The organism is Streptomyces sp. NPDC003016 (assembly GCF_053591455.1).
Genome location: NZ_JBSFTV010000002.1, coordinates 185,234 through 203,353, shown reverse-complemented (window position 1 = coordinate 203,353; position 18,120 = coordinate 185,234). Strand labels below are relative to the sequence as shown.

The 18,120-nt window shown below is 73.1% G+C and carries 18 protein-coding genes; 15 read left to right on the top strand and 3 right to left on the bottom strand.

What is annotated here, in order from left to right:
- The first annotated feature begins 268 nt into the window (after positions 1–268).
- The 5 genes from ACWDZ4_RS02345 (at position 269) to ACWDZ4_RS02325 (ending at position 4,747) form a co-directional block, all read left to right on the top strand.
- Positions 269–586: a zinc-ribbon domain-containing protein gene (locus ACWDZ4_RS02345; protein ID WP_451506581.1), complete on the top strand. Its 318-nt coding sequence runs from the start codon at positions 269–271 to the stop codon at positions 584–586.
- 144 nt (positions 587–730) lie between these two features.
- Positions 731–1,168: an SH3 domain-containing protein gene (locus ACWDZ4_RS02340; protein WP_451506670.1), complete on the top strand. Its 438-nt coding sequence runs from the start codon at positions 731–733 to the stop codon at positions 1,166–1,168.
- Between the two features lie 195 nt (positions 1,169–1,363).
- Positions 1,364–2,743, top strand: coding sequence for an FtsW/RodA/SpoVE family cell cycle protein (locus tag ACWDZ4_RS02335; protein WP_451506580.1), 1,380 nt, complete (start codon positions 1,364–1,366; stop codon positions 2,741–2,743).
- On the top strand, positions 2,740–4,197 hold the full coding sequence (locus ACWDZ4_RS02330; RefSeq protein WP_451506579.1) for a penicillin-binding transpeptidase domain-containing protein: 1,458 nt from the start codon (positions 2,740–2,742) through the stop codon (positions 4,195–4,197). Before ACWDZ4_RS02335 ends, ACWDZ4_RS02330 begins: the two co-directional genes overlap by 4 nt.
- 67 nt (positions 4,198–4,264) lie before the next feature.
- Positions 4,265–4,747 carry a DUF3291 domain-containing protein gene (locus ACWDZ4_RS02325; protein ID WP_451506578.1) on the top strand — a complete coding sequence of 161 codons (483 nt, stop codon included), beginning with the start codon at positions 4,265–4,267 and terminating at the stop codon, positions 4,745–4,747.
- Here ACWDZ4_RS02325 and ACWDZ4_RS02320 read toward each other — a convergent pair whose 3' ends face one another.
- Entirely contained in the window at positions 4,748–5,584 is an 837-nt protein-coding gene (locus tag ACWDZ4_RS02320; protein WP_451506577.1) for a hypothetical protein, read from the bottom strand.
- Positions 5,585–6,056: 472 nt separating this feature from the next.
- Between ACWDZ4_RS02320 and ACWDZ4_RS02315 the strand changes: the two genes are divergently transcribed.
- From ACWDZ4_RS02315 to ACWDZ4_RS02280, 8 genes are all read left to right on the top strand, one after another.
- Positions 6,057–6,986 carry an AurF N-oxygenase family protein gene (locus tag ACWDZ4_RS02315; protein ID WP_451506576.1) on the top strand — a complete coding sequence of 310 codons (930 nt, stop codon included), beginning with the start codon at positions 6,057–6,059 and terminating at the stop codon, positions 6,984–6,986.
- Positions 6,987–7,015: 29 nt separating this feature from the next.
- Positions 7,016–7,744 carry a TetR/AcrR family transcriptional regulator gene (locus ACWDZ4_RS02310; RefSeq protein WP_451506575.1) on the top strand — a complete coding sequence of 243 codons (729 nt, stop codon included), beginning with the start codon at positions 7,016–7,018 and terminating at the stop codon, positions 7,742–7,744.
- Positions 7,745–7,870: 126 nt separating this feature from the next.
- Positions 7,871–8,146, top strand: coding sequence for a hypothetical protein (locus ACWDZ4_RS02305; RefSeq protein ID WP_451506574.1), 276 nt, complete (start codon positions 7,871–7,873; stop codon positions 8,144–8,146).
- A gap of 75 nt (positions 8,147–8,221) precedes the next feature.
- Positions 8,222–10,924 (top strand): outer membrane protein assembly factor BamB family protein, encoded by a 2,703-nt coding sequence (locus ACWDZ4_RS02300; protein ID WP_451506573.1) that lies wholly within the window; start codon positions 8,222–8,224, stop codon positions 10,922–10,924.
- A gap of 221 nt (positions 10,925–11,145) precedes the next feature.
- Positions 11,146–11,916 carry a hypothetical protein gene (locus ACWDZ4_RS02295; RefSeq protein WP_451506572.1) on the top strand — a complete coding sequence of 257 codons (771 nt, stop codon included), beginning with the start codon at positions 11,146–11,148 and terminating at the stop codon, positions 11,914–11,916.
- 217 nt (positions 11,917–12,133) lie between these two features.
- Positions 12,134–13,336 (top strand): NlpC/P60 family protein, encoded by a 1,203-nt coding sequence (locus ACWDZ4_RS02290; protein ID WP_451506571.1) that lies wholly within the window; start codon positions 12,134–12,136, stop codon positions 13,334–13,336.
- Between the two features lie 113 nt (positions 13,337–13,449).
- Positions 13,450–14,112 (top strand): histone deacetylase, encoded by a 663-nt coding sequence (locus tag ACWDZ4_RS02285; RefSeq protein ID WP_451506570.1) that lies wholly within the window; start codon positions 13,450–13,452, stop codon positions 14,110–14,112.
- 109 nt (positions 14,113–14,221) lie between these two features.
- Entirely contained in the window at positions 14,222–14,467 is a 246-nt protein-coding gene (locus ACWDZ4_RS02280; RefSeq protein WP_451506569.1) for a hypothetical protein, read from the top strand.
- 110 nt (positions 14,468–14,577) lie between these two features.
- Here ACWDZ4_RS02280 and ACWDZ4_RS02275 read toward each other — a convergent pair whose 3' ends face one another.
- The gene (locus ACWDZ4_RS02275) at positions 14,578–14,736 is read right to left on the bottom strand and encodes a hypothetical protein (RefSeq protein ID WP_451506568.1); all 159 of its coding nucleotides are present in this window, start codon (positions 14,734–14,736) and stop codon (positions 14,578–14,580) included.
- A 215-nt stretch (positions 14,737–14,951) separates the two neighbouring features.
- On the opposite strand from ACWDZ4_RS02275, the gene ACWDZ4_RS02270 reads away from it, so the two are divergent.
- Together ACWDZ4_RS02270 and ACWDZ4_RS02265 are read left to right on the top strand one after the other, a co-directional pair.
- A complete protein-coding gene (locus ACWDZ4_RS02270) occupies positions 14,952–15,569 on the top strand; it encodes a dihydrofolate reductase family protein (RefSeq protein ID WP_451506567.1) in 618 nt (205 codons plus the stop codon).
- 4 nt (positions 15,570–15,573) lie between these two features.
- Entirely contained in the window at positions 15,574–16,416 is an 843-nt protein-coding gene (locus tag ACWDZ4_RS02265) for an alpha/beta fold hydrolase (protein WP_451506566.1), read from the top strand.
- Positions 16,417–16,860: 444 nt separating this feature from the next.
- Here ACWDZ4_RS02265 and ACWDZ4_RS02260 read toward each other — a convergent pair whose 3' ends face one another.
- Complete coding sequence (locus ACWDZ4_RS02260) at positions 16,861–18,096, bottom strand: styrene monooxygenase/indole monooxygenase family protein (RefSeq protein WP_451506565.1); 1,236 nt, start codon at positions 18,094–18,096, stop codon at positions 16,861–16,863.
- Positions 18,097–18,120 lie beyond the last annotated feature (24 nt).

Genomic DNA, 18,120 nt, shown 5'->3' with positions numbered 1-18,120 from the left:
TCCAAGAGGACCGGGGGGAAGGGAAGAGGGCGTGTCGTCGCCGTGAAAAGCGGCGGTACACGTCGCCAACGCGAAAACGCGGGCCGGACGGCCGGGCCGGTCAGGAGGTGGCTGGTGCGCCCGGTACCGCGTCACCGCACCGGCGCCGCGGGGGCAGTGAGCCCCGCCGGTCCGGTTGGTGCAGACTCGACAGCAGGGCGGGCCTGCGGGCAGACGGTGCAGGCAGGCGCCGCGACCGGCACGCACGGACACACGAGGGGACCATCGAATGATCATCTTTGGCAGCAAGGGCTACCTCTACCAACTGGCGATGCTCACGCTGGTGTGCGGGCGCTGCGGCAATCCGGCGGCGCACACGCTCAAGAAGCGCGTCAACAAGTTCACGCTGTTCTTCGTGCCGCTGTTCCCGTTCTCCACGAAGTACACGACGCAGTGCACTTTCTGCGGCGCCGAGCAGCAGGTCTCCAAGGAGCAGACGGAGCAGCTCCAGGCGCAGGGCGGCGACGGTCGCGGCGGGCAGGGGCACGGCAGCGGTTACGGGCAGGCGCCCCAGCAGCATCCCGGGCAGAACCCCTACCAGCGCTGAGCACGCAGAGTGACAGATTGCGATCAATGGGTGGCGAAATTAGTGTGATCCGGGCGAGTCGAGGAGCCGGTTCGTCACGGACCGGATCCCCTGCCGCCCTTCGCCGTGGCGAAGACCTCCCACCCCTCAGGAGCCAGCATGCACATGCCCCTGCTCCCCCGGTCCCCGCTGTTCAGGTCCGCGCTCCCCCGGACGCCGCTCCCCCGGACGCCGCTCTCCAGGTCCCCGCTCTCCCGGCTCGGCCTCTACGCCGCCGCCGGCGCCGTCGCCGCGCTCGCCGCCGCGGGCCCGGCGCTCGCCGCCGCGGACCCCGGCCGGCACCCGGAGCCCCAGACCGGAAGTTCCCCCACGCACAAGGGGCGCGTCACCGCCAAGTCGGGGCTGCTGCTGCGCGACAAGCCCACCCGCAGCAGCAAGGTCATCGGCAGCAGGCCCTACGGCGCGGTCGTCCGCATCTTCTGCGGGGCCCACGGCGAGAACGTGCACGGCGACAGCCACTGGTACCTGCTCACCGACGGCACCTGGGCCTGGGGCTCGGCGCGCTACATCGCGAACACCGGGCCCGCCCCGCGCACGTGCTGAAGCCCACGTGCCGAACCCTCCGCACCCGTACTGACGCCCCCACGGCCAGGCGGCCCTCCGTCCCCGTCCGCGCCCCGAGGAGCCCGGCCCCCGCCCCGGCGGGTCCCTCGGGCGCGAGCAGCCGGCCGCAGTCACCGGCCGGAACCCCTTGACATATACGGACATACGGCCCGCTTGCTTGCTACGTTGCCTGACATGACCGCAACGACGGTGGACGCTCCCCCGCCCGACGTACGCCTCCCCAAGCGGCGCGGCGTCGAACTCTCGCTCCTCGTCTGCGCCGTCCTCATCGCCGTGTACGGCTACATCGCCGTCGGCCTCACCCAGGGCGGCGTCGTGCCGCCCGGCGCCGCCGGTTACGGCGCCGGTCTCGGCGCCCTCGCGCTCCTCGCCCATCTCGCCGTCCGCTTCCGCGCCCCGTACGCAGACCCGCTGCTCCTGCCCATCGGGGTCCTCCTCAACGGCCTCGGCCTGGTCCTCATCTACCGTCTCGACCTGGAGACCCCCAGGGACCAGGCGGCCCCCACCCAGCTCATCTGGTCCACCCTCGGCGTCGCGCTCTTCATCGGTGTCGTGATCCTGCTGCGCGACCACCGCGTCCTCCAGCGGTACGCCTACCTCTCGGTCGCCGCCGCCCTCGTCCTGATGATCGTGCCGATCTTCTTCCCGGCCATCAACGGCGCGAAGATCTGGATCCGCGTCGGCGGCTTCTCCTTCCAGCCCGGCGAGTTCGCGAAGATCCTGCTCGCCGTCTTCTTCGCCGCCTACCTCGCCGGGAACCGCAACGCCCTCGCCTACACCGGCCGCAGGATCTGGAAGCTCCAGCTCCCCACCGGCCGCGTGCTGGGCCCGATCGTCGCGATCTGGCTGCTCAGCGTCGGCGTACTCGTCCTGGAGCGCGACCTCGGCACCTCGCTGCTCTTCTTCGGACTCTTCGTGATCATGCTGTACGTCGCGACCGGCCGCACCGGCTGGATCGCCGTCGGCCTGCTCCTCGCGGCGGTCGGCGCCTTCGTCGTCGGCTCGCTCGAACCGCACGTCCACAGCCGCGTCCAGGACTGGCTGCACCCCTTCGCGTCCATCGAGGCGGGCCGGGGAGCGAGCCAGCTCGCCCAGTCGCTCTTCGCCTTCGCGGCCGGCGGCATGCTCGGCACGGGGCTCGGCGCCGGCGACTCCGTCCTCATCGGCTTCGCCGCCAAGTCCGACTTCATCCTGGCGACGGCGGGCGAGGAGCTCGGCCTGTCCGGGCTCACCGCGATCTTCCTGCTGTACTCCCTGCTCGTCGCCCGCGGCTACCGGGCGGGCCTCGCGCTGCGCGACCCGTTCGGGCGGCTGCTCTCGATCGGCCTCGCCTCGATCCTCGCCCTCCAGGTGTTCGTCATCGCGGGCGGTGTGATGGGGCTGATCCCGCTGACCGGCATGGCGATGCCGTTCCTCGCACAGGGCGGCTCGTCCGTCGTCACCAACTGGATCATCGTGGCGCTGCTGATCCGGGTCAGCGACTCGGCCCGCCGCCCGCCGCCGGAACACGTCGAGACCGGCGTCATCGCGACCGTCGTGGAGGACGACCAGTGATCCGCTACATCCGCCGCGCGGCCGGACTGTGCCTGCTGCTGCTCGTCGCGCTGCTGCTGAACGCCGCCCGCGTCCAGGTCTTCCAGGCCGAGTCGCTGAACGACGATCCGGCCAACCGGCGCCAGACCATCGTCCGTTACAGCCAGCCGCGCGGCGACATCGTCGTGGACGGGAAGCCGGTCACCGGCTCCCGGGACAGCGGCGAGCAGCTGCGGTACGAAAGAACGTACCGGCACGGTCCGCTGTACGCGCCCGTCACCGGCTACGCCTCCCAGACGTACGGCACGACCCTCGTCGAGAACGCCGCGGACGACGTCCTCTCCGGCACCGACCCGATGCTCGCCCCGCTCCCCCTGTGGAACGAGGTCACGCGCGCGCAGCAGCCCGGCGGCGACGCCGTCACCACCATCAGGGGCGCGGTCCAGCGGGCGGCGTACGACGGACTCGCCGGCCGGAAGGGCGCCGTCGCGGCGATCGAGCCCTCGACGGGGAAGATCCTGGGGCTGGTCAGCAGCCCGTCGTACGATCCCGAGCGGATCGCCGGGACCGGGAAGGCGGTCACGGACGCGTGGGCGCGGCTGACCGGCGCGTCGAGTCAGCCGATGCTCAACCGGGCCATCCGGCAGACGTACCCGCCGGGATCCACCTTCAAGATCGTGACGGCGGCCGCGGCGCTCGAGTCGGGCGTGGTGGAGGACGTCGACGCTCCGACGGGGACGCCCGATCCGTACGTCCTGCCCGGCACCGCCACCACGCTCCCCAACGAGGCGCGCGGCTGCCGCGACGCGTCGCTGGAGTACGCGATCCGGGTCTCCTGCAACACGGTGATGGCGGAGCTGGGCGTGCGGACGGGGCTGGCGGGGATGCTGGACACCGTGCGGAAGTTCGGCTTCAACGACGACGGGCTGAAGATTCCGTCCGGGGTGTCCCGGAGCAACTTCGACACCAGCATGAGCGACGACCAGCTCGCGCTCTCCTCCATCGGCCAGTACGACACGACGGCGACGCCGCTCCAGATGGCGATGGTCGCCGCGGCCGTCGCCAACGACGGTGACCTCAAGTACCCCTACCTGGTGGACAGGACGACCCGGGCGGACGGCGACGTCGTCTCGCGGACCCGCCAGAAGTCCCTGCACCAGGCGGTGAGCCCGGCCACCGCCCTGCGGCTCCAGCGGATGATGGTCGACGTCGTGGAGAAGGGGACGGGCACGAACGCCGCCGTCCCGGGGGTGACGGTGGGCGGCAAGACGGGCACGGCGCAGCACGGTGTCGACAACACGGGTACGCCGTACGCCTGGTTCATCTCCTGGGCGCAGGAGGAGGGCGAGAGCCGGCCCGCGGTCGCGGTGGCGGTGGTCGTGGAGGACGCGTCGGCGGACCGCGCCGACATCAGCGGCGGGGGAAGCGCGGCGCCGATCGCGCGGGCGGTGATGCGGGCGGCGCTGGACGGCTGACGGGCCGTCATGTCTCGCTGTGCGGAACGGTCGGGGCGGGAGCGCCGTACGCGCTTATCGTGCGGCCATGACTACCGACTCCGCCGCCCCCGCCGCGTACGAACTCGCCCAAGTGAACATCGCCCGGCTCAAGTTCCCGCTGGACTCCCCGGAGCTGAAGGACTTCGTGGACGCCCTGGACCCCGTGAACGCGGTGGCCGACGGCGCCGACGGCTTCAGATGGCGGCTGCAGAGCGAGACGGGCAACGCGACGGACGTGCCGGTGTTCGGGGACGCGTGGCTGATCCTGAACATGACGGTGTGGCGCGACACCGATGCCCTGACCGCCTTCATGTACCAGGGGCAGCACCGGGAGCTGCTCGCCCGGCGCCACGAGTGGTTCGAGCGCGTGAAGGAGGCGATGACGGCACTGTGGTGGGTGGAGGCGGGGAACCGCCCGACGGTGGCGGACGCCGAGAAGGCGCTCCTGCGCCTGCGCGAGCAGGGCCCGACGCCGGAGGCCTTCACCCTGCGTACGACGTTCCCGCCCCCCGGCGGCGCGGCCGCGTGATCAGCCGGCCTTCCGCCTGGTCTCTTCCCGGACCTTGACGGTGATCTCGGCGATCTCGGCGAGGTCCACGGACTCGGGGTCCTGCTGGGAGATCTCGGGGGTGACGACGGCCACCGAGGCGCCCGTGTTCCCGTCGGCCCAGGCGCACATCGGCATGGTGAAGCCGGCGCCGTTCTGCGTCGAGGTCAGGACCTGGCAGCTCAGCGTGAGGGAGGTGCCCGCCGGCTCGATCTCCTCGGCGGGCACGGCCGGCGTCGCGCCCCGGCCGTCCTCCGCGCCTTCCAGCATCTTCCTGCGCATCTCGTCGGGATCCTTGAACTGGCCGTACAGGCCCGAGATCACCAGCACACTCGGCCCGGTCGGGGGCCCGGAGGTGTACTGGCCGACGGCGGGCTTCGGATCGCGGACCTCCGGGTCGTACGTCCCCTCCAGGGCTTTCTCGCCCTCGGTCCCCGACATGTCCTGGGCCAGCTTGTACTCGCCGTCGAGCAGGGTCTTCGGCACGGTGAGCTCGTACTCGGCCTCGGGGAAGCCGGCCCCGGAGGCCACGGCTCCGGCTGCGGACAGCTGCTTCGCCGTGAATCCGAGGGCGCCGAGCGCGACCAGCGAGACCGCGACGATGCCGATCACCATGCCGGTGCGGTTCTTGCGCGGCGGGGGCGGCCCCAGGGGCGGCCGGCCCCAGCCGCCCTGCCCCGGGTACGGCTGCTGCTGCGGGTAGGGCTGCTGTTCCTGTCCCGCGTACTGCGGCTGCGGGGGCTGCCCGCCGTACGGATTCAGCGGCTGCGGGGGCCCGTACGGGCCGGGTGGCTGCTGGGGCGAGGGCGGCATGCTCATGACCGCACGTTACTTCCCCCCTGCGCACACGAATCGCCCCGGCCCCCTCGTCGTCCCAGCGCCTCCCGCCGCCCCGTCCACTCCTTGGGCATCGCGCCGACTCCCGTACGGGCGCCGGCGGTTGCCCCGGTGATCGCGCACGTCGTGCCGGCGCCCCCGAGCCCCTCCGCCGCGCACCGACCCGTCGCGGACCGGCCCCCCGGGCGTACGTTCCGCCGCCTCCGGGACCCCCACCGCCGCCCCGCCACCGTGCCGGCCGGGCGCCCGGCCGGCGGCTTCCCCGCCCGCCCTTCGCACCCCTGTGTCCCTTTGCGGGAGGGGTGATCGGCAGGATCACCCCTCGGCGAACGAGCGGCCGGCGAGGCGGCCAACAAGTCCTGCGCGGGGGATTGACGGGCTTGCTGACAAGCAGTCTCATAAGAGGCGAGCACGGCTGTGACCGCCAGTAACCCACCCGTGAGGTGCCCCCGCCATGACCACAGTGACCGAACGCGACGCACTCAGGGACGCACTCGGCCTCCTCAAGGACCGTGAGCAGGTCGCCGAGCGCCTGCTGGAGTCGTCCGCCAAGCACTCCTTCGACCCCGAGACGGAACTCGACTGGGACGCCCCCGTCGAGGAGGGCAAGTGGTTCTGGCCGCCCGAGCTCGTATCGCTCTACGACACTCCGCTCTGGCGGAAGATGTCCGAGGAGCAGCGCATGGACCTGGCCAGGCACGAGGCCGCGTCGCTGGCCTCCCTCGGCATCTGGTTCGAGATCATCCTCATGCAGCTGCTGGTCAGGCACATCTACGACAAGTCCGTGACCAGCAACCACGTGCGCTACGCGCTCACCGAGATAGCCGACGAGTGCCGGCACTCGATGATGTTCGCCAAGATGATCCAGAAGGGGGGCGCGCCCGCCTACCCGGTGCCGCGCTTCTACCACAACCTCGCACGCGTCCTGAAGACCGTCTCGACGACGCCGGGTTCGTTCGCGGCCACGCTGCTCGGCGAGGAGATCCTCGACTGGATGCAGCGGCTGACGTTCCCGGACGAGCGCGTCCAGACCCTCGTGCGCGGCGTGACCCGCATCCACGTGGTCGAGGAGGCGCGCCACGTCCGGTACGCCCGCGAGGAGCTGCGCCGCCAGATGGTGACCGCGCCCGCGTGGGAGCGCGAGCTCACCCGGGTCAGCTGCGGCGAGGCGGCCCGGGTCTTCTCGACGTGCTTCGTCAACCCGCAGGTGTACGAGAACGTCGGCCTCGACCGCCGCCAGGCCGTCGCCCAGGTCAAGGCGAGCGGCCACCGCAGGGAGGTCATGCAGAACGGCGCGAAGCGGCTCACCGACTTCCTGGACGACATCGGCGTGCTCCAGGGCGTCGGCCGCCGGCTCTGGAAGAGCTCGGGACTCCTCGCGTAAACGGGCACATACGGGGCTACGCTGCGGACATGACCCCGGCAGCAGCCACCCCCGCGTACCGCAGGCTCAGCGTCGAGGAGCGTCGCAGCCAGCTCCTGGGCGCCGCCCTGTCGCTCTTCGCGCACCGGGCGCCCGAGGAGGTCTCGCTGGACGACGTGGCGGAGGCGGCCGGGGTGTCCAGGCCGCTCGTGTACCGCTACTTCCCGGGCGGAAAGCAGCAGTTGTACGAGGCCGCGCTCGGCTCCGCCGCCGATGAGCTGAAGCTGTGCTTCGCCGAGCCGCAGACCGGGCCGCTCACCCGGCGGCTCACCGCCGCCCTGGACCGCTACCTGGCCTTCGTCGACCAGCACGACGCCGGGTTCAGCGCGCTGCTCCAGGGCGGCAGCGTGGCCGAGACCTCCCGTACGACCGCGATCGTCGACGGGGTACGGCGGGCCGCGGCCGGGCAGGTCCTGGCGCATCTGGGCGTCGCGGAGACGGCCGGGCCGCGCCTGCGGATGATGGTCCGCACCTGGATCACGGCTGTCGAGGCGGCCTCCCTGATCTGGCTGGACGAGGACAAGCAGCCGCCGGCCGGCGAGTTGCGGGACTGGCTGGTCGACCACTTCGTCGCGCTGCTGACCGTGACCGCGGCGACGGACGCGCGGACGGCGGCCGTGACGAGGGCGGCCCTGGCGACGGAGACGGCGGACGGCCCGGTGGGGGTGCTGGCGCGGCGGGTGGTCCCGGTGGTCGCCGAAGCGGCGCACCTCCTGTGAAACCTGAAGCGGCCCACCTCCCGCGAAACCTCCTGCGGCTGCGGTGAGACCTTCTGCGGCTCCGGCGGAATCTCCTGCGGCCGCTGTGGAATCTCCTGTGTCCGCTGTCCCTGCGAGACTGGCCGGGTGAGAAGCGAGAACACGCCCTTCGTGGGCGGTCCCCTGGACGGGCGGGTGCTGCCGGTGCTCGTCGGGCCGACCGGACACCCGCCGAAGTGGTACGAGGTGCCGGTGCCGGACGACGGCGGCGGACCGCCGACCGTGCACGCCTACCTGCGCGTCCCCGCCGGATACAGCAAGCGGCTGGGGCTCCAGCGCGGCTGGAGGTACGAGTACGCGCCGGACGGACGCGGGCGCCACCGCCCGAGGTGGCCCTGGTCGAAGCCGGACAGCACGCCATAAGATCGACGGCTGTGCAGGGTGTGGCCGCTGTGTCCGAGGGAGCGGCCCCGGCACGGTGAGCACAGGGGGTGCGCCTTGGAAGCGCTGCGTCAGGACGATCCACGCCGCATCGGGCCGTACGCCCCGCTGTCGCGCCTGCGGGAGACGGCGAGCGCCGTGCAGTACCTGGCACGCTCCGCCGACGGTACGACGGCCGTGGTCTCGGCCGCCCGCCCCGCTCTGGCCGGACTGCCCGCCTTCCGCCGCCGCTTCCAGGCGGAGGCGCGGACCGCCCAGCGGCTGGCCGGCGGCTGGGTGCAGGCCCCGGTCGACGCGTGCGCCGACGGCTCCGGGCTGTGGACGGCGACCCCTTACGTACCCGCGCTGACGCTGGGCGAGGCGGTCGGGCTCGCCGGGCCGCTGCCGGAACGGACCGTACGCACCCTGGGCGCCGCGCTCGCCGAGACCCTGTCCCGGGTGCACGCCACCGGTGCCGTACTCCACGGCCTCGCCGCCGACACCGTGCTGCTGGCCTCCGACGGGCCGCGGCTGACGGCTTTCGGCGCGCTGGGGGCCTCGGCGGCCGCCGAGGCGGGTCCCGGCGGCCAGTTGTCCGTACGTCTCGGCTATCTCACCCCGGAGCAGCTGGCCGGCCAGGAGCCCGGCCCCGCGTCCGACATCTTCGTCCTCGGCCTGCTCCTGGCGTACGCCGCGACCGGCGCGACCCCGCTGGCGGCGGGCCCCGAGGGCGCGGCCGCCGAGCGCATCGCGCACGCCGAGCCGGAACTGGCCGCCGTACCGCAGGAGTTGCGCGCGCTGATCGCCCGCTGCCTGGCCAAGTCTCCGGCGGACCGCCCGGCCCCGGGTGTCCTGGCGGCGGAACTGGCCCTGGAGGGCGCGGCGGCACTGGCCCGCCACGGCTGGCTCCCGGAGCGGCTGGTGTCGGCCCTGGCGGACCAGGCGGCGAGGGCGCTGGAGCCGGGCGCGGGGACGGGAGCGGAAGCAGGAACGAGGGCGGGGACGGGGACGGGGGCGCAGAACCTGATTCCCCTGCCCGCCCCTTCCCGCCGCCTGGGTTCCGCCCCGGGCCCCGGCCCCCGGCCGCCGGGCGGGCCGGGAGATCCGGCCCGGCAAGGGGACCCCTCCCCTGCCGCTGAAGCCGCGGAGGAGACCGAGGGCACGTCCGCAGGCGCCGCGGACGTCGGCGGCGGGCCGACCCTGCGTCTGCCGGCGCTGCGGCGCACGGCGGCCCCGGCCGTGAGCACAGGCGCGGCGCCGGTCGTGAGCACAGGCGCGGCCCCGGCCGTGACGGCGACCGGGGGCGCCGCCGGAAGTACGGACGGAGGCGCACGGCGGCCCGGCCCCGCCCCTCTCCTCCCCCACCCCGCCACCGCGCTCGCCCTGCCGCCCACCACCGCCGTGCTCCCCGCGCCGCAGCCGCCCGCCCGTACCGCCGCCCCGCGCGGCCTCGGCGGCCTCAGCAGGCGCGGCCTGTTCACCGGGATCGCGGCGGGCGCCGCCGGACTGGTGGTGGGCGGAGGCGCGGTGCTGGCCTTCCCGGGCGGCGAGGACGACGCGCCCGCGCGCCCGGCCGGGGGCTCCAGGCCCGCCGCCCGCCCCGGACCGCTGCCCGGACTCGCTCCCGATCCGCTCTGGCACTACCAGCACCCGGTCGCGCTCGCGGCCGGCGGTCCGCCCGCCCGCCTCTGGCGCGACCAGGTCCTCCTGATCCCGGGCGAGGAACTGACGACCGGGCTGGACCTGCGTACCGGCCGCCCGCTCTGGGAACAGAAGGCCGCCGGCACGGAGTACGCCCCCGAAGCCGCCGACGGCACCCACTGCTTCGTCGTCACCCCGGCCGACTTCCTGTGGCTGTCCGCGAAGGACGGGCGGGTCAGGCACCGGGTGCCGTACGGCCCCCTCCTGACGAAGGGCCGGAAGGACACCCGGGCCGTGCTCGGCGCGAAGGTGGCCGCGGACGGCCCCGTGGTCTGGTTCTCGGCGAAGGTCGACGCCCTCGGCGGAAAGAAGGACAAGGTGACGCGCACGCGCACCTACCTCTTCGCGTACGACATGGCCGCCCGCAAGGAGCTGTGGCGCACCGAGATGCCGAACGGCCGCTCCGGCGCCGTCCCCCGCTACGAGACGGTCGGCATCCGCCCCGACAGCCTGCTCCTGCGCCGGAGGACCTCGTCCCTGACCGCCGCCCAGATGAAGAAGGCCAGGGGCAGGGCGGCCTTCGTCCTCGTCGACCGCAGGACCGGCAGGACGCTGTGGAGCAAGTTCTTCACGGGGGTACGGCCGAGCGCGGGCATCACCGACGACCCGTCCGGCCGGCTCTACGCGGCGGTGGAAGGCGGCCTGCAGGCGTACGACACCCGCAGCGGCAGGAAGCTCTGGAAGCTCAAGGGCTCCCCGGGCCCCTCCGACGACGCCCCCTACGGCTTCGGCCACGGCGTCGTACGCGACCAGACGCTGTACGTCCCGGGCGACTCCAACGAGGTGTACGCCGTCGACAGGGCGACCGGCGCCCAGCGGTGGAAACGTGCCACGGAGTACCCCGGCCGGGCCACCCCCCGGGTCACCCTCAGCAGCAGCGGCCGTACCGTCTTCGCGCTCAACGAGACGCAGGCCACCGCGATCGGCGCGCGCGACGGCCGGCGGCTGTGGAAGTTCCAGGACTCCGGCGTCACGGCGCCGGGCGCGGAGGAGAGCAGCGCCCCGTACCGGGCGGAGGCGTTCGGCAGCAGGGCCGTGCTGTGGCGCGGCCGCACCTTCTACGCGCTCCCTCTCGACTGAGGCGCGGCGCGGTGCGGCGGCGAAGGTTGCAGCGGGACGCGTCTCGATCGGGTGCCTCTGGGATTGCGCGGGCGTCACAATCCCGCCGACGGCCGAAATCCGTTGATCATCGGGCGGGCAGAGGCCGTAGATTGCGTGATCACAACAGGTTCCGCGTGTCACCGGCTGAGTGGACTTCGCGCGGGGGGACCGTTGTTCACCGATCCAGAGGGAACTGTTTCATGCGCCGTACCACCGTCCGCCGTACCGTCGTCACCGCCTCCGCGCTCTCGCTGGCCCTGCTCGTCGGCGCCTGCGGGTCCGACAAGAGCGTCGATGCCGCCCCCGAGGGCAAGGGCAGGGAGGGCGCGACCGCCGCCGAGCCCACCGCGAAGGCCCTGTCGCAGGCGGAGCTGGACAAGCTCGTCCTGGCCGGGGGCGACCTGAAGAACCACAAGGTCGCCAAGCCCTCCGAGGTGGACCTCGTCGCGGTGAAGAATGCCACCGCCGACAAGTCCGAGTGCAAGCCGCTCGTCGACGCCGTCGCACTGCGGTCCGCGGGCAAGCCCGCCGCGACCTCGGCGCGCAAGATCACCACTGTGCCCCGGAAGCCGGCCGAGGACGCCTCGCCCGAGGAGAAGCTGGAGGCCGGCCTGACCGGTCTGGGCAACACGACGCTCATGTCGGACACCCTGGGCTCGTACGAGGGCGAGGGCGCCCAGGACGCCCTCGCCGAGCTGCGCGCCGCGGGCGGGGCATGCGCCGGCGGTTTCACCGTGACCTCCGGCTCGGACAGGACGAAGTACACCGAGGTCGCCCCCGCCGCCTACACCGGCGGTGACGAGGCGGTCGCCTTCACGCTGACGATGGACCTGGAGGGCGAGCCGAGCACGTCCCAGCTGGTGACGGTGCGCAAGGGCAGCACGCTCGTGACCTTCTACGCCCAGAGCTTCACCGGCAAGACGGAGCAGCCGAAGGCCGAGATCGAGGCGCAGCTGGCCAAACTCGGCTGACCGCAGCCCAGCTGACCCCGCACACCCCCGCACCCCGCCCCGGCGCCTCCGCCGGGGCGGGGTTGCCCGTGGTAGCCACGCCGGTGGCACCGCGGATTGCCTCTCGGCGGGTGACGGCGTTGGCCCAACCCGCCCAGCCGCCCGCCCACGCCCCCGCCACCGGTGCACATCATCACCGTGAGGCCGGACCGCCCGGCCGCGAACCGGAGGTGATGACGTGTCAGGCAGACTCACCCGGACCGTCTGTACGGTCGCACTGGCCGCCGCCACAGTGCTCACGGCACTCCCGGCGCCGTCCACCGCGGCGGCGCCGGCCACTCCAGCCCCTCCACCCGCACCCGCCCCTGCTGCTCCACCCCCGTCCCGGCAGGCACCGACCGTCACGGAGCTGCTGACGGAACTCCAGAAGCTGTACCAGCGGGCCGAGGAGGCCAGCGAGACGTACAAGGCGACGGAGGAGTCCGTCAAGGAGCAGCTGGGCGAGGTCGAGAAGGTGACCGCGGGCCTGGTACGGGCCCGGACCGAGCTCGCCGAGAGCCGGAGCGCGGCGGGCCGGCTGGCGCGCGAGCAGTACCAGGGGCGGACCGGCCTCTCGCCGTACCTGCGGCTGCTGCTGGCCAGGGACCCGGAGCGCGCGCTGGCGCAGGGCCACGTACTGCAGCGGGCCGCCGACGACCGGGCGGTGACGATCGCACGGCTGGAGAGCGGTGAGAGGCGGGCGGACAAGCTGGCGACCAGGGAGCGGTACGCGCTGGACAAGCAGCAGACGCTCGCCAGGAAGCAGAAGAAGCAGCGCGACGCGGTACGGGAGCGGATGCGGGACGTGGCGGAGCTGCTGGCCTCGCTGACGGAGGAGCAGCTGGCCGGTCTGGCGCGGCTGGAGGAGCGGAACACCGGCAGGGCGCAGCGGGGCCTGCTGGCCTCGGGCGCGCTCGGCAGCCCGGGCGAGGCCGCGAAGCGGACACCTTCGCGGCTGGGCGGCAAGGCGCTGGAGTACGCCGTACGCCAGATCGGGAAGCCGTACGTGTGGGGCGCGGAGGGGCCGGGCTCCTTCGACTGCTCGGGGCTCACGTCGCAGGCGTGGGCGCACGCGGGGCGGGAGATCCCCCGGACGAGCCAGGAGCAGTGGCGGCGGCTGCCGAAAGTACCGCTGGGGAAGCTGCGGCCGGGCGACCTGGTGATCTACTTCCCCAAGGCCACGCATGTGGCGATCTACCTCGGCGACGGCATGGTCGTCCAGGCCCCGCGCCCCGGAGCCCGTGTCAAGGTCTCCCCGATCGCGGCGAACCCCCTGCTGGGCGCGGTCCGCCCGGACCCGCGCCTGAAGCCGCTCCCGTCCTACACCCCGCCGAAGCTGCCGCGGGGCGCGGCGGAAGGGCCGGACCGGGGATACGCGTCGGAGGAGGCGCCGGGGGCGTAACCCTGTGGGGGCTGCCTCCCCGCCCGGGACCGGCACGTCATCCGCCACGGCGTGCCGACGCGAGTCCTGCGCCGGCGGCCGTTCGCACACCGTCCACGGGGTACCAGGAGACCATGACCGGCACCCGCGTCATCGGCGCAGCGCGGTTCGAAGGCGCCGCACCGCGGCAGGTCTGGTACGCGTCCTACGGCTCCAACACGCATCTGGACCGCCTGGCCTTCTACCTCGCGGGCGGTCGCCCTCCGGGAGCTTCCAGGACCTGCCCCGGATGCCGGGACGGGCGCGCACCGGCAGCGTCCGTCCCGGTGGAGCTGGAGGGCACCCTCTACTTCGCCACGGAGTCTGCGGTGTGGACCGGAGCGCGAGCCTTCTACGACCCCGGGGCGGGCGGACGTGTTCTCGCGCGGGCGCACCTGGTCACGGCCGAGCAGTTCTCCGACATCGCGGCTCAGGAGATGTACCGGGAACCGGGTGTCGACCTGGACCTGAGCGAGGCTTTGACCAGGGGCAGGGCAGCACTCGGCGACGGGCGCTACGAAACGCTGGTCTGCCCGGGCGTGCTGGACGGCCTGCCCGTCCTCACCTTCACGGCCCCGTGGAGCGTCAACGACGTCCAGTGGGCCGAGCCCTCCGCCGCCTACGTGCGGTACCTGTCCACAGGGCTCCTCGGAGCAGGCGCGTGGGACGTGCCCACGATCGCGGGCTACCTGGCGGCTTGCCCCGGTGCGGCGGGCCGCTGGACCGCGGGAGAGCTCGAAGAACTCATCGGTCGGTGACCGGGCCGGACCGCCGTCCGCCCCCGGCTCGGGGGCTCTGCGGCGCGGTCGTCCGGCTGCCAGGACCGGGGGGTCCGGGTGACACCCGGACAGGGAGGACACTGGACGTATGGCCCTACCTGAAACACATCACTGCTCGGCCTGCTCGGACGACGCCGCGCAGGACACCGTCCTCCACCAAGACCTCGTCATCGGAGCGCCGCTGTCCATGGAGGATCTCACCGACGCGCAGCGCCTGGAGCGGTTCGCCCGCAAGTACGCCCACGACGGTTGCCAGGTCAGAGAGGTCCGGCGGGTTCCGCACGACAACCTGAGCGGCTACGCCTGGTCCGTCCGCTTCACCGAGAATCCGTGACGACCCGGTCACCGGGCAGCACTCAGTGATCTCGTACGGCAGTGGGGAGCCCCGGCCGGGCGGCTTGGGCGGACGGCCGGGGCGGTACGGGACCACGGCGCGTCATCACCTCATCCGTGCGCGTGGACGAGGAGCGTGCCGGTTTTCCGCCGTCCGGGCGGTGCGGGCACCAGGCGGGCCGTGGGCGACGTGAAGTCGTGCTCTCGCAGGATCTCCACCGCGCGCTCCGCGTGGTGGTGGCCGCGCTCCACGTCGGACGTCGTGGTCATCACGGAAGCGCGGCCGCAACCCTTCACCTGGCCGTTCCGAGCACCCCAGAGGTCATACCCTCTGACCTGCGCATATGCGTCTCCGAGGTACTCGGGGGCGAGCGTCCGCCGTACGTCCGGCGTGCCGCTTCGGGCGTCGTGCCCTCGGGTTCGCATCCGGCACACGCTTCACGCGTGAGCGATGAGTTCGGGCGGCGGATCGGGTCTGCCCCGGCATGACTCGAATCATCGCTGAGATCTCGGTCTCCCCCGACGGCTTCGTCACCGGGCCCGACCCCGGCCCGGACAACGGTCTGGGCACCGGCGGCGAGGCCCTGCACACCTGGGTGTTTTCCGACGACCCCGGCGACCGCCGGGTCCTGCGCGAGGCGACCGCCCGCTCGGGCGCCGTCGTCCTCGGCCGCCGGCTCTTCGACGTGGTCGACCGGCCGAACGGCTGGGACGACACGTCCGGCTACGGCGCCGGCGAGGTCGGCAAGCCTGCTTTCGTCGTCGTGACGAGTGCGCCGCCGGAGTCGGTGCGGCTCACCGGCCTCGACCGGACGTTCGTCACCACCGGTCTGCCCGACGCCGTCACCACCGCGCGGGAGCGGGCCGAGGCGGCGTCGTCGGACAGCGGCAAGGACCTCGACGTCATCCTCATGGGCGGCGGCGCCACGATCGGCTCGGCGCTCGGCGCCGGGCTGGTCGACGTGGTGTCGCTGCACCTCGCGCCCATGGTGCTGGGCGCCGGGACACCACTGTCCACCGGCACAGCGCCGCGCACGCTGGTGCAGCGGAGCGTGATCTCGACATCGACCGCGACGCACCTGACCTACGACGTCTTCCGGTGATCCGATGACCACTGTCAACGCCCATGAGATCGCCTTGGGCATCGAGTCGTTCGGTGACGACGACGCGCCACTCGTTCTGCTCGCGGGCGGGACGACGATGCTCTCCTGGCCCGACGCGCTGTGCGAACGCCTCGCCGCCGGCGGGCGCCGTGTGGTGCGCTACGACCTGCGCGACAGCGGGGAGTCGTCGACGGCGGACCCGCAGGCGCCCGCCTACACCCTGCGCGACCTCGCCGCCGACGCGGCGGCCCTTGCCGACGCGCTCGGCGGAGGGCCTGCGCACCTCGCGGGGATCGGCGTCGGCGGGATGGTCGCCCAGGTGGCCGTGCTCGACCATCCGGGCGCGTTCGCGGCGCTCACCCTGGTCGGCACCCGCGCGGTTGCCCCTGGCCCGCCCGACGACGACCTCCCCGGCCATGACCGGGCGACGATGAGCCGGCTGTTCGCGCGTCCGATGCCCGACTGGGCCGACCGCGAGGCGGTTGCGGAGTTCGCCGCCGCCGGCGCGGAGATCCTTGGCGACGACCCCGTGGCCGCGCGCGCGATCGCTGCGCGCATCTGGGACCGCACGCCCGGCACCGCACCCCCGGTCCAGATGGCCAACCAGATGGGCATGGTGTTTTCCAGGCTCGACTGCAGACCCCGCTGGCGCGAGCGTCTGCCCGGGATCGAGGTCCCCACGCTCGTCGTCCACGGCCGCCGCGACCGGTTCTTCCCCGTCGGCAACGGCGAGGCGATCGCGCGCGAGATCCCCGGGGCGCGGCTCCTCGTCCTCAGGGAGGCCGCCACTGCGATCCCCGATGCGGCAGTCGGCGAGGTCGCCGAGGCGATGTTCACACTCGGATAGAGGACGGCGGGTGCCGCGCGGGTCCGGCCTCCACGCAGCAGTGGACGCCGGAGGCCCGATCCATGTCCCGCAGACCCACGGCTTCTGCCGTCAGCGCTCCCCGTCGAACGTCGCAGTCATCACGGAAGCGCACGGCCGATCGGGGTCCAGGGCGGCCCGGCCGAGCGCCGGCGGGCTCGCCCCTGTTGCGCGGGTGCTGACCTGCCAGGTCTGGCCTGTGGGCGGCGCCAGGCCCGCAAAGCAGATGCCGGTGGTTCGAAACCACCCGCGCCAGCCGGCGAGAAGACCCCCGGCCGGTCAGGGCTGGGGGTCATTCGTCACCGGATCCGGCGTCACCGCGGGCCGGGCACAGCGCTCACGGCCGGGCCGTCTCCGGGCCGTCCGACAGGAACCGGCTACGACCACCAACGACCACCAGCGGTTGGACCGCCGGTCGGACGCCCGTCATGCTCCGGCGACCTCGGCCAGGTAGGCGTTCGTCTTCTCCGGGTCGTAGAAGAAGTTCTCGAAGTCCGCCGGGTCGTTGAAGCCGTTCGCGAAGCGGTCGGCCACCGGCTGGAGGCCGCCCGCCGCGCCGATCAGGTTCAGGACGTGCTCCGGCGGGACGCCCAGCATCGCGTTCGTCCACTTGGTGACGTGCTGCGCCGTGTCCCAGTACCGGTCGAACGTGGAGCGCATCCACGCCTCGTCGAACGGCCGGTCGCCGTGGGACGTGATGGAGGAGAGGTACGAGGCCGCGCACTTGGACGCGGAGTTGGAGCCCTGGCCCGTGACCGGGTCGTTCGCGACGACGACGTCGGCGACGCCCAGGACCAGGCCGCCGCCCGGCAGCCGGCCGACGGGGTTGCGCACCGTCGGGGCGTACCGGCCCGCCAGCGTGCCGTTCGCGTCGGTCAGTTCGACCTTCGTCGCGCGGGCGTACTCCCACGGCAGGAACTTCTCCATCAGTTCCAGGGTGAGGGACAGGTGCTCGGAGGGGTCCTTCACCCCCTTGAACACGTCGACGGGACCGCCGGGGACGCCCTCCCAGAAGAGGATGTCCGCGCGGCCGGACGTGGTCAGCGTCGGCATGACGAAGAGCTCGCCGACCCCCGGGACCAGGTTGCAGCGGACCGCGTCGAACTCCGGGTGCTCGGGGCGCGGGCCGAGCCCGTGGACGTACGCCACGGCCAGGGCGCGCTGCGGGGCGTCGTACGGGGAGCGGGACGCGTCGCGGCCGAACATCGACACCAGTTCGCCCTTGCCCGCCGAGACCATGACCAGGTCGTACGTACGGGAGAAGTAGTCCAGGTCGGAGACGGCCGCGCCGTGGATGACGAGCTGCCCGCCGCGCTGCGCGAACGTCTCCATCCAGCCGGCCATCTTCACGCGCTGGTCGACGGACTGGGCGTAACCGTCGAGCCTGCCGACCCAGTCCACGGCGCGCGAGGAGTCGGGCGCGGCGACGGAGACGCCGAGGCCCTCGATCTTCGGGGCCTGCGACTCCCAAAAGTTGATCTGGAGGTCGCGCTCGTGCTGGAGGGCGGTGTGGAACATGCACTGCGTCGACATGACCCGGCCCGACCGGATCTCGTCCGCCGTGCGGTTGGACATCAGGGTGACCTCGTACCCGCGGCTCTGGAGGCCGAGGGCGAGCTGGAGCCCGGACTGACCGGCTCCGACGATGAGTATCTTCCGCATGGCGGTGGTTCTCCGTTGAGTAGC